The organism is Anaerobacillus alkalidiazotrophicus, from assembly GCF_001866055.1.
In genome coordinates, this window is sequence record NZ_MLQS01000035.1 from 1 (window position 1) to 16,443 (window position 16,443).

The 16,443-nt window shown below is 33.1% G+C and carries 15 protein-coding genes and 2 pseudogenes; 13 read left to right on the forward strand and 4 right to left on the reverse strand.

Annotated features, from left to right (window positions below):
• Positions 1-120: pseudogene (locus tag BKP45_RS21890) on the forward strand (transposase); the annotation flags it as partial.
• Between the two features lies 1 nt (position 121).
• Positions 122-385 (forward strand): annotated as a pseudogene (locus BKP45_RS23190) (transposase); the annotation flags it as partial.
• 73 nt (positions 386-458) lie between these two features.
• Here BKP45_RS23190 and BKP45_RS21010 read toward each other — a convergent pair.
• Genes BKP45_RS21010 through BKP45_RS21020 form a run of 3 tightly spaced genes read right to left on the reverse strand, consistent with a single transcriptional unit; the run spans position 459 to position 2,456 of the window.
• Complete coding sequence (locus tag BKP45_RS21010; protein WP_071391111.1) at positions 459-1,364, reverse strand: hypothetical protein; 906 nt, start codon at positions 1,362-1,364, stop codon at positions 459-461.
• A complete protein-coding gene (locus BKP45_RS21015; RefSeq protein ID WP_071391112.1) occupies positions 1,364-2,026 on the reverse strand; it encodes a hypothetical protein in 663 nt (220 codons plus the stop codon). Before BKP45_RS21015 ends, BKP45_RS21010 begins: the two co-directional genes overlap by 1 nt.
• Before the next feature lie 10 nt (positions 2,027-2,036).
• Positions 2,037-2,456: a hypothetical protein gene (locus BKP45_RS21020; RefSeq protein WP_071391113.1), complete on the reverse strand. Its 420-nt coding sequence runs from the start codon at positions 2,454-2,456 to the stop codon at positions 2,037-2,039.
• A gap of 276 nt (positions 2,457-2,732) precedes the next feature.
• On the opposite strand from BKP45_RS21020, the gene BKP45_RS21025 reads away from it, so the two are divergent.
• From BKP45_RS21025 to BKP45_RS21055, 7 genes are all read left to right on the forward strand, one after another.
• Positions 2,733-3,023: a hypothetical protein gene (locus tag BKP45_RS21025; RefSeq protein ID WP_071391114.1), complete on the forward strand. Its 291-nt coding sequence runs from the start codon at positions 2,733-2,735 to the stop codon at positions 3,021-3,023.
• A gap of 97 nt (positions 3,024-3,120) precedes the next feature.
• Positions 3,121-4,386, forward strand: a complete 1,266-nt coding sequence (locus tag BKP45_RS21030; protein WP_071391115.1) for a DUF4209 domain-containing protein — start codon at positions 3,121-3,123, stop codon at positions 4,384-4,386.
• A 219-nt stretch (positions 4,387-4,605) separates the two neighbouring features.
• Positions 4,606-6,099: a class I SAM-dependent DNA methyltransferase gene (locus BKP45_RS21035; protein ID WP_071391116.1), complete on the forward strand. Its 1,494-nt coding sequence runs from the start codon at positions 4,606-4,608 to the stop codon at positions 6,097-6,099.
• Positions 6,089-7,432 carry a restriction endonuclease subunit S gene (locus BKP45_RS22760; RefSeq protein WP_071391117.1) on the forward strand — a complete coding sequence of 448 codons (1,344 nt, stop codon included), beginning with the start codon at positions 6,089-6,091 and terminating at the stop codon, positions 7,430-7,432. Before BKP45_RS21035 ends, BKP45_RS22760 begins: the two co-directional genes overlap by 11 nt.
• Positions 7,411-10,422 (forward strand): type I restriction endonuclease subunit R, encoded by a 3,012-nt coding sequence (locus tag BKP45_RS21045; protein ID WP_071391118.1) that lies wholly within the window; start codon positions 7,411-7,413, stop codon positions 10,420-10,422. Before BKP45_RS22760 ends, BKP45_RS21045 begins: the two co-directional genes overlap by 22 nt.
• A gap of 111 nt (positions 10,423-10,533) precedes the next feature.
• Positions 10,534-11,739, forward strand: coding sequence for a DUF262 domain-containing protein (locus BKP45_RS21050; RefSeq protein WP_071391119.1), 1,206 nt, complete (start codon positions 10,534-10,536; stop codon positions 11,737-11,739).
• On the forward strand, positions 11,736-13,187 hold the full coding sequence (locus tag BKP45_RS21055; protein ID WP_071391120.1) for an ATP-dependent nuclease: 1,452 nt from the start codon (positions 11,736-11,738) through the stop codon (positions 13,185-13,187). The genes BKP45_RS21050 and BKP45_RS21055 overlap by 4 nt, the downstream gene beginning before the upstream one ends.
• A gap of 69 nt (positions 13,188-13,256) precedes the next feature.
• Here BKP45_RS21055 and BKP45_RS21060 read toward each other — a convergent pair whose 3' ends face one another.
• A complete protein-coding gene (locus BKP45_RS21060; RefSeq protein WP_071391121.1) occupies positions 13,257-14,408 on the reverse strand; it encodes a hypothetical protein in 1,152 nt (383 codons plus the stop codon).
• Between the two features lie 111 nt (positions 14,409-14,519).
• Here BKP45_RS21060 and BKP45_RS21065 point away from each other — a divergent pair, with 111 nt between their 5' ends.
• The 4 genes from BKP45_RS21065 to BKP45_RS21075 are packed head-to-tail and all read left to right on the forward strand — an operon-like array spanning position 14,520 to position 16,440.
• Complete coding sequence (locus BKP45_RS21065) at positions 14,520-14,738, forward strand: helix-turn-helix transcriptional regulator (RefSeq protein WP_071391122.1); 219 nt, start codon at positions 14,520-14,522, stop codon at positions 14,736-14,738.
• Positions 14,739-14,764: 26 nt separating this feature from the next.
• Positions 14,765-15,061, forward strand: a complete 297-nt coding sequence (locus BKP45_RS21070) for a hypothetical protein (RefSeq protein WP_071391123.1) — start codon at positions 14,765-14,767, stop codon at positions 15,059-15,061.
• Positions 15,062-15,098: 37 nt separating this feature from the next.
• Positions 15,099-15,734, forward strand: a complete 636-nt coding sequence (locus BKP45_RS21895; protein ID WP_084788109.1) for a hypothetical protein — start codon at positions 15,099-15,101, stop codon at positions 15,732-15,734.
• Positions 15,637-16,440 (forward strand): ATP-binding protein, encoded by an 804-nt coding sequence (locus BKP45_RS21075; RefSeq protein ID WP_084788110.1) that lies wholly within the window; start codon positions 15,637-15,639, stop codon positions 16,438-16,440. The genes BKP45_RS21895 and BKP45_RS21075 overlap by 98 nt, the downstream gene beginning before the upstream one ends.
• The last annotated feature ends 3 nt before the right edge of the window (positions 16,441-16,443 follow it).

A 16,443-nucleotide genomic window follows, 5' to 3' on the forward strand; every position in this document is an offset into this window, starting at 1 on the left:
ATTGACGTGGAGCCAGTCTTCGGATTTTTGAAGGCTAATTTGCGTTTCACTCGAATGTCTGTGAGGAGCAAAGAGAAAGTAGAAAATGAATTAGGCTTCGCGTTTATGGCGGTGAACTTAAATTGACGTGGAGCCAGTCTTCGGATTTTTGAAGGCTAATTTGCGTTTCACTCGAATGTCTGTGAGGAGCAAAGAGAAAGTAGAAAATGAATTAGGCTTCGCGTTTATGGCGGTGAACTTAAGAAANNACACCGCCATAAACGCGAACGGAACTAATGGTCATGAAAATAATCCAATCGAAAAAAGGTTCCGATCATCAAATACAATAATCGGAACCTTTTTTCTTTATTTTTGGCTAGTTATGTCCCAGGCTCAATCTTTTTAAATATTTATAAAGCAAGTAGGCTGACAGCCTAAATAAATGGATCCAGCATGCCTTAAATAAAAACTAATAAAAGCTACCAGTCGATTGTTTTTTTAGCGTTCCTTCGATTTGATTTTTTCTTTATTGAAACGATATCAACATGAAGACGATGTATGTATCTATTTAAGAATAAGTTGTAGTAGTGTGTGCGTTCTTCTTCTGATTCAAATAAATCATTTAAAATTGAAGTGAACAGATAAAGGTCTTGTAGAGCTGACCTATCAATAGATTTCTTTAAACGCATACCAGTTTCTTTATTTAATGTAGAATATAGCTCCTTATTTAGGAAATCCGTAGTAACCAGATTAATTAGCTCATTTATAAAGTCTTCTTTTAATGAATGCTCATAATTTTCATATCTAGAAATAGAGTAATGAAGTTGTTTGAAATCTGAATAGTTTACTAGCTCTTGATAATCTTGCACCTCTTTTTTCCATATTTGCCAGTAGAGTTTTGCAGTAAGTATTTTTTGTCGATGATCATCTAGGGCTTTTTTCAGAATTGACTCCATCACTTTCTCCAGATCAGCATCCAGGTTCTCTAGCAAAGAACTAAGTTCTAATTTTTCAATAACTTCCACAATGTGAGAACGATTTTCATAAACAGTTTTCTTTAGGTTTGTTTCCTGAAGTGCTTGTTCAATCAAATCGATTGCAGAAAGTGATGTTTTCCATTGACGTCCAAGATGAAACAATGAGGCAAGATAATAGGTTGTATTAGATACTATAGAACTTTGAATTAGGCGGTTTACCTCTGAAGAAAAAAATGTATTGTAGTCATCAGAGTAATCATATATGGATGGCTTATCTTTTGAATGGGATGTGAACCCTATAATCCAACTAACAAGGTTGTGTTTTCGAATTTCAGTTGGCAATAATTCTAAATTTACTTCTTGCAAAATATATTCCATTTTTGTGTTTAACTGTATCTTTTCTAACACTAAATATTTACCCCCTTGCTTTTTAATAAATTATAGAATTCTTCACTATCAAAAAAATCTCTGAAACAGTAGGTTAATTCATTCTTACTCTTACCTCGTAATGGTAAGTGCCAAAGGATGTGACTATCTAGGTCTTCAAAAAAGATTAGAGATGGTAGTTCAGCAAACCTTAGATTAAAGTGTCTAGCAACATCTATTGCTTCACTAGGACCATAGGGGGAGTTTAAATCTGGTTCAAGTAATTGTTTTAAAGAAATTTTATTGTTAGCGTCTATTATATTATTGTCACCGAGAATAATATTGCTGTTCTCTATATTAGAGAGAGTTATATTTGCAAATAATCTTGCTGCGTCTAGATGTCTTTCTTCTTGTTCCTCTTTTAATCTTTTAAGTTCTTCGATTAGCATTTTCTCATTTATTTTCCACCATTTGTGTTTAGTACGCCTAGTATATTCAATCCATTGAATGCTAGGTGACTCGATGACAAAAATCGCACACGTTTCACCAGATAGTCGATCTAAATCATAAATTCCATTTTTCATATACTCAACTATTTCTTCATCTAGTTGTGTATAAAGTAGAAATCCAAATAATTCATATTTTTCTGTTTGTAATTTAATTATAGCTATTTTCACATCTTCTAGATTAGGTACTATAAACATATCGGTACTCCTATAACTGTATACCAGATAAACCAATAATTTTTGCTATTTTAACAATATATGGTTTAACGATATTTATAATCTGATCTGACTTATTAGTAATATCTAATATATTAGTGAATTTTTCTACGAAGTCCTTCTTATCTAAATGTGAGTTTTCAACTAATTTTTCTACTTCCCTTTTTGCTTTTGAAACAGCAGGAGTTAACTGTTCATCTCTTATTACTTCGTATTCATCTGTTAACTCTTTTACTATATTTCTTAAATTTATTATTTCTTTATGTACATTTTCCCATGTCTCTTTACTGGGTTTTGCTTCCGATTCGAGTAACTTTGAAATGTTTTGACGGATAAGAAGCAAATTTCCATCACCAAGAGTAATATTACTATTGCTTGTGTCTTTAATATTAATACCTACAAAATTTGACATATTATACATCAGCCCCTATTAATATATTAATTCACCTCCAATTTTACCTTATGTAGGAATATAGTGGAATCAATAATAAAGAATATTATTTATTATTCAGTTTTTTTAAATCTAAAACAATAAGCGATATCTATTGATATATAGGATATATCTTGATTAGAATATGCAAATTGAATAAAGGCGGAATTTCCTAATTTGAATAAGTATTTAAACAATTAAATATCTGAAATAGTTGTTATAATTAACAATATGAAACAGCTGAAAAAGGGGGTAAGTATGGATTTTATAGAGTTTGAGAAGCAATTGAACCATTTATTTCAGAGTGAAGGAGTTTTTTCGTATTTTGGTTCAAAATTTAATGCAATCGATTATAAAGATATTCATAATGAGGTAAATATACAAGAGAATTTAATAGATTTTGACGAACAGAACATTAGTAATAACATTCTTGTATACGCAAGCGAGAGACTAGAAGAGTGTGCGCTTAGTAAAACAAAAGCTAGATATTATCTCTTTTTAATTAAGAATTCAAAAAAAAAAATATGGTTATGCAAAGTTATATGTTGACTTTTTTCTAAGCGATTTTGGAGAAACAATTGGAAATGAAGAAGATGAATATTTTATTACTAAAAGTATTAATACTTTGTTGGAAGTTAGTGGGTCAATGAGTATAAAAAAAGATGAGGTATGGGAGTCTGTGTTAATTTACTTAGAAAATAAACCGCATTGTATATTCTCTCACGCTATAAGAATAATTCCTTTTATAAATAACAAAGATAGAGAGGATAAATTTTTAGAAATATTGTACCGTCAGTTAATGCAATCGGCTAACATAGGTATTTATAGACCAATTGAGCAGTTACTTGAAGAAACTAATAAGAATAAACAATTTCCTGTTGAACGCTCTCTAATGCAAAGAAGACTCGCAGAATCTTATATGAAATTAATAAAAGATGAAAAATCTGCTGTAAGAGTTATACATTTTGCACAAAAAGCAGCAAGTATCTATAAACAATTAAAAGACAAAGAAGAAGAAAATAAGTGTTTGGCGGTTATTAGTAGGCATATTGAGGCCGATAATCCCGATTGGCAGCAAACTGAGTTTGAATTTCCAGCTGAATTTAGTGACGCCTTAAATACAAATATTAAAGTTATACAAGAGTTTTTTTCAGATACCAATATTAATATCCAGGAAAGAATTAGTTGCTTATCAAAATTTATAACTGAAAAAAACCAGAAATTGAATAAGAATATATTGTTGTACAAGCCTTTTGTATTAATTAGTGATATAAATAATACCGCTGAAGAATTTAATAAATCTGTATTCTTACAACTTGCATCAGTAGTTACTCTTGATAAAAATAAAGTAATTGCTAACGGTAATAACAACATTATGAGAGCTAAGGAGCTGGCTTATCCAATGCACCAAAAGACAAATATTTTACCCGCCTTAAATGCTTTGGAAAACTCTAAAGATTTTTCAATTAATGAAATTAAAAATTTAATACAAGAATGTAAATTAGTATCTGATGATGAATTGATTTTTATTAGTGAGGCATTAGATGATTATTCTAAAGAGCGATGGGTTCCATTTATTTGCGTTATCGTACCAAGTTTTGAATCTATATTAAGAAGATTGTACTTCGAGATTGAAGGAACCAGCATTCAGGCTAAAAATACAGATACTTTAGTCCATACAACAGTCAATTTAAGTAACGTTTTAAGTAACAAAAAAGTTAGAGAGATACTTTCAGAGGATTTTGTAATTTATCTAGAATACCTTCTAAACAGTGATACTTCATCCGAAAACATAAGAAATAATGTGGCGCATCGATTTACTCAAAGTGATTTTTATACAAAAGAACGATCACAAGTTTTAATACATGCCCTACTTCAATTATGTTTAAGAGGGAATAAAGTAGCGGGGTAGAAACTAATTAACAACAAAGAAAATTTATAAACTACTATCACGAGAGATTTTTAATTATTGATGTTTATGAGATACAGAAAAATTAGTTGAAAGTACTCTTTCATATTGAGCTTCCTATTAATTTTCAAAAAAATATTCTATACCAAAGTAGTCCTTCTGATCTGGTATAATGGGACTGTAAATAAAATGTAAATTATTTATCCAAAGGGGATAGTAAAAATGGCAGTTATCGGTTTTGAAGAAAAACTATGGGCAGCAGCAGATAAACTAAGAAATAACATGGACTCAGGAGAATACAAGCACGTCGTATTAGGTTTAATTTTCTTAAAGTATGTATCCGATTCTTTTAATGAAAAATGGCAAGAATTAATGGATTTAGACCCAGATTTTGCAGAAGATCGTGATGCATATATGGCGGAAGGTATTTTCTGGGTACCTGCAAATGCTCGTTGGACTTTTATCGCAGAACATGCGAAGACACCTGAAATTGGTAAGGTTGTTGACAACGCTTTAGATGCAATAGAAAAGGAAAACGTTACTTTAAAAGGAGTATTACCAAAAAGTTATGCACGTCCTGAATTAGACAAGCGTATCCTAGGTGAAATTATTGATTTATTTACAAATATGAATGTTGGTGGTAGTGAGGCTAAGGAAAAGGACGTTCTAGGTCGTGTTTATGAATACTTCCTAGGGAAATTTGCAGCGAACGAAGGAAAAGGTGGAGGAGAGTTTTACACTCCTAAAAGCGTTGTTAAATTAATGGTTGAAATGTTACAGCCGTATAAAGGGTACGTCTATGATCCTGCTTGTGGAAGTGGTGGCATGTTCGTTCAATCGTTAAAATTTGTGGAAGAACATAGTGGTAGTAAATTTGACATCTCTGTTTATGGTCAAGAGTCAAACCCAACTACTTGGAAATTATCGAAAATGAACCTTGCTATTCGGGGTATTGAGAGTAATTTAGGAGTGAAAAATGCAGATACTTTCCACAACGATTTACATAAAACACTAAAAGCTGATTACGTTTTAGCAAATCCTCCATTTAATGATAGCGACTGGGGGCAATCTAGCTTAATTGATGATCCGCGCTGGAAATTTGGGACACCCCCTGCTGGGAATGCGAACTATGCATGGCTTGAACATATGATTGATAAGTTAGGGCAGAATGGGAAAGCAGCTGTGGTTTTAGCAAATGGCTCCCTTTCATCAAATACATCGAGTGAAGGTGAGATACGAAAAAATATTATCTCTGCGGACTTAGTGGAAGCTATAGTTGCTTTACCTGATAGACTCTTTTATACAACTGGAATACCTGTATGTGTATGGATTTTAAATCGTAATAAAAAGCATAAAGGTAAAACATTATTCATTGATGGACGAAATCTTGGAACAATGGTTAACCGCCGTTTACGTGAATTAACAGAAGCGGATATTCGTAAGATGGCAGATGTATTAATTCACTGGCAAAGTGATGAGCAATATAATGATGTACAAGGATTCTGTAGGGAGACAACGTTGGAAGAGATACAAGGACATGACTATGTATTAACTCCAGGGCGTTATGTTGGCGTTGAAGATGAGGAAGAAGATAAAGAGTTGTTTGAAGAAAAGATGGTAAAGCTTACAACGACACTATCGCAACAATTTAAGAAATCAAAGGAATTAGAGACGGAAATCAAAAAGCAGCTGGCGGTGCTAGGTTATGAAATATAATAATGATTGGAAAAAATATAAATTGTCTGATGTGACTACAAAGATAGGCAGTGGTGCAACTCCAAAAGGAGGTCAAGAAAGTTACATTGATGAAGGGGTTACATTTATTAGAAGTCAAAATGTATATAATCATAAGTTTTCTTATAATGGTTTAGCTTTTATTAACGATGAACAAGCAAAAAAATTAAATAATGTAACTATTGAAGAAGATGATATTTTATTAAACATTACTGGGGACTCTGTTTGTAGATGTTGCATTGTCCCAAAACAAGTACTTCCAGCCAGAGTAAATCAACACGTAGCAATTATTCGTTGTGATAAGAATAAAATTCTACCTGTATTTTTAAAGTCGTTTTTAACCACAAATTATATGCAAACCTACATGTTATCTATTGCTCAACACGGGGGAACTAGAGCGGCACTCACAAAAGGAATGATACAAAACTTAGAAATTTCTATACCTAGTTTACAAGACCAGGAACGTATTGTATCTATCCTAAATGCAATTGAATATAAGATTGAAATAGATATTGAAATGAAAAAGACTTTAGAAGAAATAGCTCAAACTCTTTTTAAACATTGGTTCGTTGATTTTGAGTTCCCAAATAAAGAAGGTCAGTCATACAAGTCAAGTGGTGGGAAGTTTGTGCAAAGTGTATTGGGAATGGTACCTGAAGGATGGGAATTATCAAAGCTGGAAGAGGTTATTTCAATAAAGCATGGTTTTGCTTTTAAAAGTAAAGATTTTTCAGTCGATGAAACAGACTTTTACATTTTAACTCCAGGTAATTTTAAAATTGGCGGCGGATTCAAAGAGGATAAGTTTAAGTATTTAAATGAGGGCGTAATATTCCCAAGTCAATACATTTTAAACGAGGATGATTTATTGGTAACAATGACTGACTTAAGTCGAGATGGCGATACATTAGGTTATCCAGCGTTTATTCCTACTAGTGATAGTGTTAAATATCTCCATAATCAACGATTAGGTAAAGTTATATTAAAGAGTTCAATTAGTAAGCAATTCCTCTATTATCTATTTTGTACGCCAAGGTATAGAGGCCATATATTAGGCAGTGCTACAGGGACTACAGTTAAACATACTGCACCAAAGAGGATTGAAGAATTTACATTTATTAACCCTAATAAGTCCACATTAGAAGAGTTCGATAAAATAGTAACACCTCTATTTAAGTTAATGAAAAGTATTAATGCTGAAAATAGTAATCTAATTGAACTTAGAAACACCCTTCTGCCAAAACTAATGTCAGGAGAAATTCGTATACCTGATGCTGAAAAGGAGGTCGAAAAATGTTTACAGAAGAGCAATTAGAAAATGTCGTTTTAGAATATTTTCAAGAGCTCGGATATGAATACCTCCATGGTAGTAGGCTACCAAGAGATACAAAAGAAGTATTATTATTTGATCGTTTAGAAGCAGCAATATTGAGACTGAACAAGGGTTTAACTACTGAAGTTGTTCGTGAAGCGATTCGGAAAACACGTACATTTGACACGAACGATGTGTTTACTAACAACAAAGTCTTTTCTAAATACTTAACTGAAACGGTGGAAGTAACTGAATTTGTTGACGGGGAAACAGTTTATCATCGTGTTTCTCTTGTTGATTGGGATAATATTGAGAATAATGACTTTTTAGTAGTAAATCAGTTAGAAGTACAAGAAAAAGGTGGTACCAAAATACCTGATGTTGTTGTGTATCTTAATGGTATACCTTTAGTTGTTGTTGAATTAAAAAGTGCATCTCGTGAAGAAGTTAATATTGAGGATGCGTATAAACAGTTAAAAAATTATATGAATGTGCACATTCCATCCCTATTTTATTATAATGCTTTCCTAATGATTAGTGATGGTATCGACACAGAGGCGGGTACAATTACAGCACCTTTTGATCGCTTTTCAGCATGGAAGAAGATTAACATAGAAGATGCAATAATTGAAAATCGGCCATTAGACACAATGATGTACGGGCTGTTTGAGAAACGAAGAATGTTGGATGTCATAAAGAATTTTATTCTTTTTTCAAATGAGGCTAAAATAATGGCTGCATACCATCAGTATTATGGTATGAGTAAAGCCATTGATTCTACTGTAAGAGCAACACAAACCGATGGTCGGGCTGGAGTTATCTGGCATACACAAGGTAGCGGTAAAAGTTATTCCATGGTATTTTTATCTGGGAATTTAGTTAAGCATGAAGATTTAAAGAATCCAACTATAGTTATTATTACAGATAGAAATGATTTAGATGGCCAGTTATTTTCGACTTTTACTGGTGCATCTGACTTCTTAAGACAGACTCCACTTCAAGCAGAGAGTAGAAGTCATATTAAAGACCTCCTTGAAAATAGAAAAACTGGTGGAATTATTTTTTCTACAATACAAAAGTTTGAGGAAGAAACAGGACTTCTATCAGACCGTGAAAATATTATCGTAATGGTTGACGAAGCTCATCGTACACAATATGGAATTGATGCAAAGTATGACCTTGCAACTGGTGAACAGAAATATGGGTACGCGAAGTATTTACGAGATGCTTTACCTAATGCTACATTCATTGCTTTTACAGGAACTCCTATCGAAACGACTGATAAATCAACAACAGGTTTATTTGGTGAAGTAATTGATGTGTATGATATGACTCAAGCGGTTCAAGATGGTGCAACAGTTAAGATTTATTATGAATCTAGATTAGCGAAAGTTAAATTGGATGAAACGCAAATGAGTGAAGTAGACAAAGAATATTGGCGTATGCAAGTAAATGAAGGTGTGGAAGACTACATCATTGAAGAAAGCCAAAAACACTTATCGAGAATGGAATTAATAATTGGTGATAGAGACCGAATTAAACAAGTTGCTGCTGATATAATTAGTCATTATGAAGATAGAAAAGATCTTGTAGCAGGTAAAGCTATGATAGTTGCTTATTCACGTAAAACAGCCTTCACTATGTACCAAGAATTAATCGAACAAAGACCTGACTGGGTAGATAAAGTTAAAATTGTCATGACTGCAAATAATCAAGACCCAGAGGACCTTGCAAAATTAGTTGGGAACAAGCAAACAAGAAAAGACCGAGAATTAGAGTTTAAGGATGTTACTAGTCCTTTTAAAATCGTTATAGTTGTAGATATGTGGCTAACAGGTTTTGATGTGCCTTCCTTAGACACTATGTATGTGGATAAACCAATGAAAGCCCATAACTTGATGCAGGCCATTGCTCGTGTAAACCGTGTTTACCCAGGTAAAACGGGTGGACTTGTTGTAGATTACATTGGCTTGAAGCGTAATTTAATGGAAGCATTGAAAACTTATACAAGTCGTGACCAAGATAAAGTTCAGGAAAATGAGCAAGCAAAAGTTATTGCACTGAATATCTTAGAAGTTCTACGTAATCATTTTCACAAATTCAATTATAGTGCCTTCTTCGGAGAAAGCGATAAAAAGCGCTATGAAGTTATTCGAGATGGTGCGGAATATTCTCAGGTTACAGAAAAGCGAAAACAACTATTTTTAACGGAAACCAAGAAATTAAAAGATGTTTATAAAATTTGTACAGGCTTGTTATCCAAAGAAATTAAAGAAGAAATTGCTTACTTTATTGCAGTTCGTTCATTTATTATGAAATCAACTAATAAAGGTACACCAGATTTAAAAGAAGTAAATGAACGCATCTCAAAAATTTTGGAGAATGCGATACTTGAAGACGGTGTTATGGTGTTAACCGAAGCAACATCAAATGAGAGTTTTGATCTTTTAAATGAAGAAAACATAGCAAAACTTCAAGCAATTCCTCAAAAAAATATTGCAACAAATATCTTGATGAGAGTAATGAAAGAAAAACTCAAAGATGTGAAGAAGAAGAACATGACGGTAAGTAAAAGTTTTTCTGAACGTTTTGAAAAGATAATTGAAAAGTACCACAATAGAAACGAACATTTAGACGTCTATGAAGTTTTTGAGGAGCTCCTGAAGTTTAAAGAAGAGCTAGAAGATGCAATTAACGAAGGTACACAGTTAGGTTTAACCTATGAAGAAAAAGCATTTTTTGATGTTTTAGGTTCTGATCCAGATATAAAATCATTACTTCAGGATGAGATATTACTGAATATTGCTAAAGATTTAGCTAAGACAGTAAAAGAACATCGTTCGCATGATTGGGATAAGAAAGAAAGTGCACAAGCAAGAATGAGGTTGTACATTAAAAAGGTTCTTCGTAAATGGGATTATCCACCGAACAAAGAACCAAAGGCTGTTGAAGATGTGTTAGAGCAAGCTAAATTGCAGGCAGCTAATATGTAAAATCTAAGGGTGAGGTGTTTTGACTAGGTTAGTCCTCAATTCGGTCACTCCAATGAAAAAAATTTTTAAAAATGATTGATATGAAGCACTATTTAGGAAAGAGGGGAACAAATGAGGTTATTACCATCAGATCCAGATATACAGACTATCGTAGCACGAATAGAAGGTAGTGATATTAACTTACAGCCTGATTTTCAACGTGGGGAAGTTTGGGGAGAGCCCAAAAAGAGGAGATTGATTGATAGTATACTTAGAGAGTGGCATGTTCCACCTATTCATGTGGTAGAAGTAAAAGAAACAGCAAAACAAGATGTCCTTGATGGTCAACAAAGATTAGCTGCAATTAGAGACTTTGTTAATGGAGATATTGTTGTTGATGGCTATACACAGCCAGAGGATCCTGAAATTGTTCAATTGGATGGGTTATCCTACGAAGGTTTACCAGAAAAATGGAGAAGGAAGTTTGATCAATTTACAATTAGAGTTTTTAAGATCATTGATTATAAGCCTGAGGAGCCTGGAGAACTATTTTATAGGCTAAATCAACCCGCTAATTTGACAGCAGCAGAGCAAAGAAATGCTTTTTTTGGTCCTGCGAGACAACAAGTAAAAGAATTAGCAAAATCTATGGAAGATGCGGGCTTAACTTCAACTATATTAGGATTTTCAAACTCGAGAATGGCATATGACGATGTAATTGCAAAAGTATGTTTTGCACTTGATAGAGAGACATTAGTTGAGAAAATCACAGGGGCTAAAATAACAAACAAATATAGAACTCAAGAAGAATTTTCAGAGTCCTCATATTACAGAGTGGAGCAAGCAATTAAACTTATGGGTGAATCAAGTGATCATTTTCACTCTGAAATAAAATTTAATAAAGCTACGCTTTTTAGTTGGCTTTGTTTTTTGGCTAGTTTGGAAAAAAACGAATCAGAAATAAACAGTAAAATAATTGGAGAATTTATATCGTTATTTGAAAAATTAAGAAGTAGAACTAAGGAAAATGTAGATCCTACAAATTATCCTATACTAATTGAACATAATTCTCTCGAAGATCACATATTAGATATGTTTAATGATCGAGCTAGTTCTCGAGCCGCAGATGTAAGTTCGGTTTTAATAAGAGATATAGCTTTATGGTTAATATTGTCGAGATTTATGTCTACTGTTTACCCTGATTATATATTGAAGAGTAATAATATAAAATTAATTAGTGAAAAATTCCCACAAGAAAAATGGGTTGGTGCGGAATCGAAAGTCATTGAACAAATAAATAACTTTATAGAAGATACTAACTGGGGGTCCGATTTGTGAGTGTTCGAACGGCATCAATAGGTGATCATTGGAGAAAAACCTACAAAAGAAAGTATCAGATAAAAGTATCTGAAATGGAGTATGTTAACTTAAGAGGGCTTGGTAACGGAAAGGTAGAGTTTCATGGAGGAATTACTGCAATTTGTGGAGTTAACGGTGCTGGGAAAACAACGCTTTTAAATGCTTTAGCTGAGTTAATAGGTACAAAAGATACCTTATCAACTAATAATTCTACATTGAAAATAGGAGACGCAACCCTATTTGGTAAATTAAATGTAACACAAGGAAAAGATGAACAAATTGAAAAAAGTTTAAAATATGAGGAAGGGCAAAGTATAGGTGCTGAAGATATTGATTATGAGAAGGTATGGCTAGATCTATCGGCCAAGGGACCTTTAATGGTATCACAATTCTCTAAAATGACTAACCTTAAAGAACTCCTTGATTCGGTAGAACCAATAATTTTTAATGATAATGAAATAGCTGAGCTTTCATATATTGTAGGTAAGCAATACGAAAGTTGTTACATATATGAATTAGAACTTGATGATGAAGAGGTTCCCTATTTCTTTGTTAAAACAGGTGGATTAGAGTATGGGACTGAACTGATGGGATTAGGTGAATTATCAATTCTTTATATAATATGGAATATGAAAAGAATTTCTGAGAAATCAATAATGATAATAGACGAACCAGAAACGTACTTATCGTATCAATCACAAGTTAGTATCCTTGATATAATGGCGAGATACTCTAGTGAAAAAAGTATATGGATGATAATGAGTACCCACTCATTTGGGATGCTAAGAAAGATTCCTTCTCAACACATTAAATTACTTACAAGAGTGGGTAGGGATGTGCGATTAACCACCCATAGTAATGAATTTATTTATTTAAATGCATTAGGAATGCCAAAACAGAAATCGGGTGTAATTTTAGTAGAAGATAGAGTTGCAAGGGAGTTTGCTAGACTTTGGATAGGAAGGTTTGCTCCTCATATTATTCAAGAGTATTTAATTAAAGATATTGGGTCCGTGTCTGAAATCGAATCTGCTTTAAAATTCCCTCTATTAGATGGTTGGATAAATATAATTGGTTTATTTGATGGTGATCAGCGTAATCGATTAACAGAGAAAGATAAGGAGGCATTTAATTGGCCGTGTTCATTCCTTCCAAGTACTGAGCCACCTGAAAAAGTTTTAAAAGAAGCTGCTAGAATAAATATTGAAGAACTAGCAGGAAAACTTCAAAAGGATATAGATGAATTATTCATTATTTTAAGTAAATTGGAAGGTAAAGATCATCATGACTGGATTTTAGATTTACATAAAGAACTTGGAATAAGCTTAGATTCGCTAATATCAGCTTTGCTTGATACCTATCTTATTGAACACGAAGACGAAGCTAAACAGGCATTTGAAGAGTTACTTGCAATAATACAGGAATAATCTTCAGCTCTACTTAATTGAGAAGTTAGCTAAAAGCACAATTAACACAAGGGGGGGATTTCCCCCCTCTTATTTTTTTCTTTCATTTCTTTTATTAGCAGCTTTTCTTTTCCTAAAACAGTCTGGATTTTCTTTTTTACTACAATATCTTTTATCAATTTTGCCAGAGATCATCCCTTCACATAACTCACAGGTTTTAATCGACTTGTTTTCTACATTAACTAAATTATTTAATTGCCACCAGAAATACCCTTCCCAACCGAAAATACGAGTGACTTCTATTCTGGAATGAAAGGTTTCAGTATACAATTCGTGTTCAGTCAGCTCTTCAAAACTATTAACTTCAATGTCAAAACTTCCTTCAATTTCAAACAATAAGTTTTTCATACATCCTGAATATAGAGCAGGAAAAACCATTTGTTTTTCTAGGGTTGTCCAACCTACTGTTGTTAATCGACTAGCTTGTAAAGCGATATTGACCTTATTTTTCTGTTTATCTTTTAAACAGCGTCTTAGATAACTATTGTGATTTAACAAATCAATACCGCCACCGAGTGGAAACATTTCTTGAATAGGTTGTTTCCAAAGAATGGCAGTGTGGAATGCCTTCTTTCCACCGTCATTTACTGCAAGATTAAATGTATTTTTGGGTTCCTTTTCCCATTTATACTTACCGAAAAATTCACTGCTTTCAACTTCAGGACTAATACTCTCAATGTTGTTATTAGGTGTCCATTTTAGTTCTACTAGGAGATCTTCTTTATCCACTTTTGTAATAGGAATAATCGGGCCTGGAGGCATAGTTCTAATAACTTCTTTATAAGCTACTTTGTCATTTATAAAAAAAGGAATATTCATTTTAAATTTATTATCAATACTTATAAAAGTAGGATTGGAGCTTACCCATAAATTTAGTAGGTTTTCAGGAAAATTTCCTCCCCATTCTCCTGGAATGCCATTACCCTCTTGAGGAAAAAAGGTTCGATTTTTAGATACATTTACAATTGTAATGTTATTAAATGTCTCGCTTGGTATAGCGCATTCATTAAATGTGGATAGTCCTTCTTTAATAGACCATCGTTTAACTTCTTTTAATCCAGGAATTAACCAAATTCTATCTTCCCCATCCCAACTTCTCTGTGCACGTTCTACGTCCCTCGAAAAAGAAGGTGTTTCCCAGCTTATATTAAATAAAGGGAGCCATATTTGAAATGGTTTCATAATTACACACCACCTAGATGTCGCACGATTTGTCGCACGATTTTTTCTTATGTAATTTATTTTACCATGAGAGTGTAGTAAATAAAGGGAAAATTGTAAGGAGGTGGGGATATGACTTTGTTAGAGTATCTTAGAAAGGAAATGGGTATGTCTCAAGTTCAATTAAGCAAGAAAATAAGTGTTAACCCAACAGCTATTACACAAATAGAGAGAGGCAATAGGAAAAGTTGGCCTAAGTTAAGGAAACAATTGTCACAAGTGTTTGGTGTGGATGAAAACTTATTATTCGATAGTGATGGTTGGCCAAGGAAAATAAATGTGGATTTTTAATTACTTCAGCTGGAGGTGCAATAAGGATGTGTGTATTAGAAGCGGTCTTGACTTACTATCCCAATAGTGCTGGAGAGCGAAAAAGTCAGATTATCATTGGAAAAACAGAAAATATTAGGATGTTAAGGCTTCTTAGAGACCACATTATCTCTGAAGCTAAGGATGAGATAGTGATGTGGGAAACGATTGATCAAGGTGTAGCTACTGATTGCAAGGCGGACCTTCAAAAATTAATTAGTATTCTATCAATGCTTATTCCAGAAGTAGACTTACAGCCTGAACTTAAAAGTATAAAGGGAGGTAAAAGTGAAGATTATTCTTAACGCTTTGATGTTTGATAATTAACAGGTGGTGAAAACAGTGGATTATATCCATGGGGGTTACATCGTTTTAGCAAGGAAAATTAGAAAGTCACCATTATGGCTGTCGATGAAAGCTACACATCGAGTAGTTTTACTCGAAATCCTGTTACAAGCTCAATTTCAGGATACTGAAGTGGCACTTAATGGAGAAGTGATATTTCTTAGAAGAGGGCAACTGGCAACATCGTATCAAAAGTTAGTAGACGATATTACTGATAAGGCTATTACAGTTAAAGTAGTTCGTCATGCTATTAACAAACTAGTGAAATACGGATTTTTGTCAAAGGATGAGTCAAAGGCGAGGGCAAAGAAAGGGTTACTATTAACCATTACTAACTATGACTTTTATCAAAACCCCAAAAATTATAGGGGCATTAATAATGGCAAAAAAGATGACAACACATGGTCACTGGAAAGTCAAAGTGAAGGCAAAGCATGGGCAATAAATAATAAAGATAAGAATGTAAAAGAATTTAATAATCAAAATATGAATGTACGTATGGAAGGAGTAACATATGGACCGTCTAGAGGAAATTATGAAAACTCTCAAAATAAAAGTCTCACAGGTGGAAAAGTTGGGCGGATTATCGAACCAAACAAATCAACCAAACGGAACAAACATGAGTACTTTTAATTGTGTTAGGTGTGAAGACCGTGGACTTATCCTAGAGAAAAACAGTGATGGATACGAGGTTGGTATTCCATGCTATTGTAATAAAAAAAGAAAGGTAGAACGACTAATGGCCTCCAGTGAGATAACTGATAAGTTTTTAAAGCTTGGGTTTGGCAATTTTGAAACTGAGGGAAGACCACAGGTTATTGAAATAGCAAAAACCACCGCTATAGACTATGTTGATGCTTTTGATGATATTAAGAGAGCTAGAGTAAATAGTTTAACAATCGTTGGAACACCTGGGAGTGGGAAAACCCATTTACAAATGGCTGTCGCTAATAACCTTATAAAGATGGGAATACCTGTATTATATTTTCCATTTGTTGAGGGATTCAACGATTTAAAACGTAACTTCGACCTTTTGGATAAAAAGATTGAAAAAATGAAGCAGATTGATGTCTTATTTATTGATGATTTATTTAAAGGAAGAGATACTGCTACTCAATTTCAAATGGAGCAAATTTATGCGGTTGTTAACTACAGATACCTTAATCATCTACCGATACTTTTGTCTTCAGAAAAAACTATAGATGAAATTTGTTATATAGATGAAGCTCTAGGTTCAAGAATTTTTGAAATGTCTCAAGATTATTTAGTTCAAATTAAAGGTGATAGAATGAGCTTAAATTACAGGTTAAAAGCCTTACTAAATAAAAACAAGAGGTGATAG

Bases quoted from the DNA above. Each gene is read 5' to 3' on its own strand.
- BKP45_RS21015 (WP_071391112.1), bottom strand. From the start codon at position 2,026: ATGTTTATAGTACCTAATCTAGAAGATGTGAAAATAGCTATAATTAAA.
- BKP45_RS21020 (WP_071391113.1), bottom strand. From the start codon at position 2,456: ATGTCAAATTTTGTAGGTATTAATATTAAAGACACAAGCAATAGTAAT.
- BKP45_RS21025 (WP_071391114.1), top strand. From the start codon at position 2,733: ATGGATTTTATAGAGTTTGAGAAGCAATTGAACCATTTATTTCAGAGT.
- BKP45_RS21030 (WP_071391115.1), top strand. From the start codon at position 3,121: ATGAGTATAAAAAAAGATGAGGTATGGGAGTCTGTGTTAATTTACTTA.
- BKP45_RS21035 (WP_071391116.1), top strand. From the start codon at position 4,606: ATGGCAGTTATCGGTTTTGAAGAAAAACTATGGGCAGCAGCAGATAAA.
- BKP45_RS22760 (WP_071391117.1), top strand. From the start codon at position 6,089: ATGAAATATAATAATGATTGGAAAAAATATAAATTGTCTGATGTGACT.
- BKP45_RS21045 (WP_071391118.1), top strand. From the start codon at position 7,411: ATGTTTACAGAAGAGCAATTAGAAAATGTCGTTTTAGAATATTTTCAA.
- BKP45_RS21050 (WP_071391119.1), top strand. From the start codon at position 10,534: ATGAGGTTATTACCATCAGATCCAGATATACAGACTATCGTAGCACGA.
- BKP45_RS21060 (WP_071391121.1), bottom strand. From the start codon at position 14,408: ATGAAACCATTTCAAATATGGCTCCCTTTATTTAATATAAGCTGGGAA.
- BKP45_RS21065 (WP_071391122.1), top strand. From the start codon at position 14,520: ATGACTTTGTTAGAGTATCTTAGAAAGGAAATGGGTATGTCTCAAGTT.
- BKP45_RS21070 (WP_071391123.1), top strand. From the start codon at position 14,765: ATGTGTGTATTAGAAGCGGTCTTGACTTACTATCCCAATAGTGCTGGA.
- BKP45_RS21075 (WP_084788110.1), top strand. From the start codon at position 15,637: ATGAAAACTCTCAAAATAAAAGTCTCACAGGTGGAAAAGTTGGGCGGA.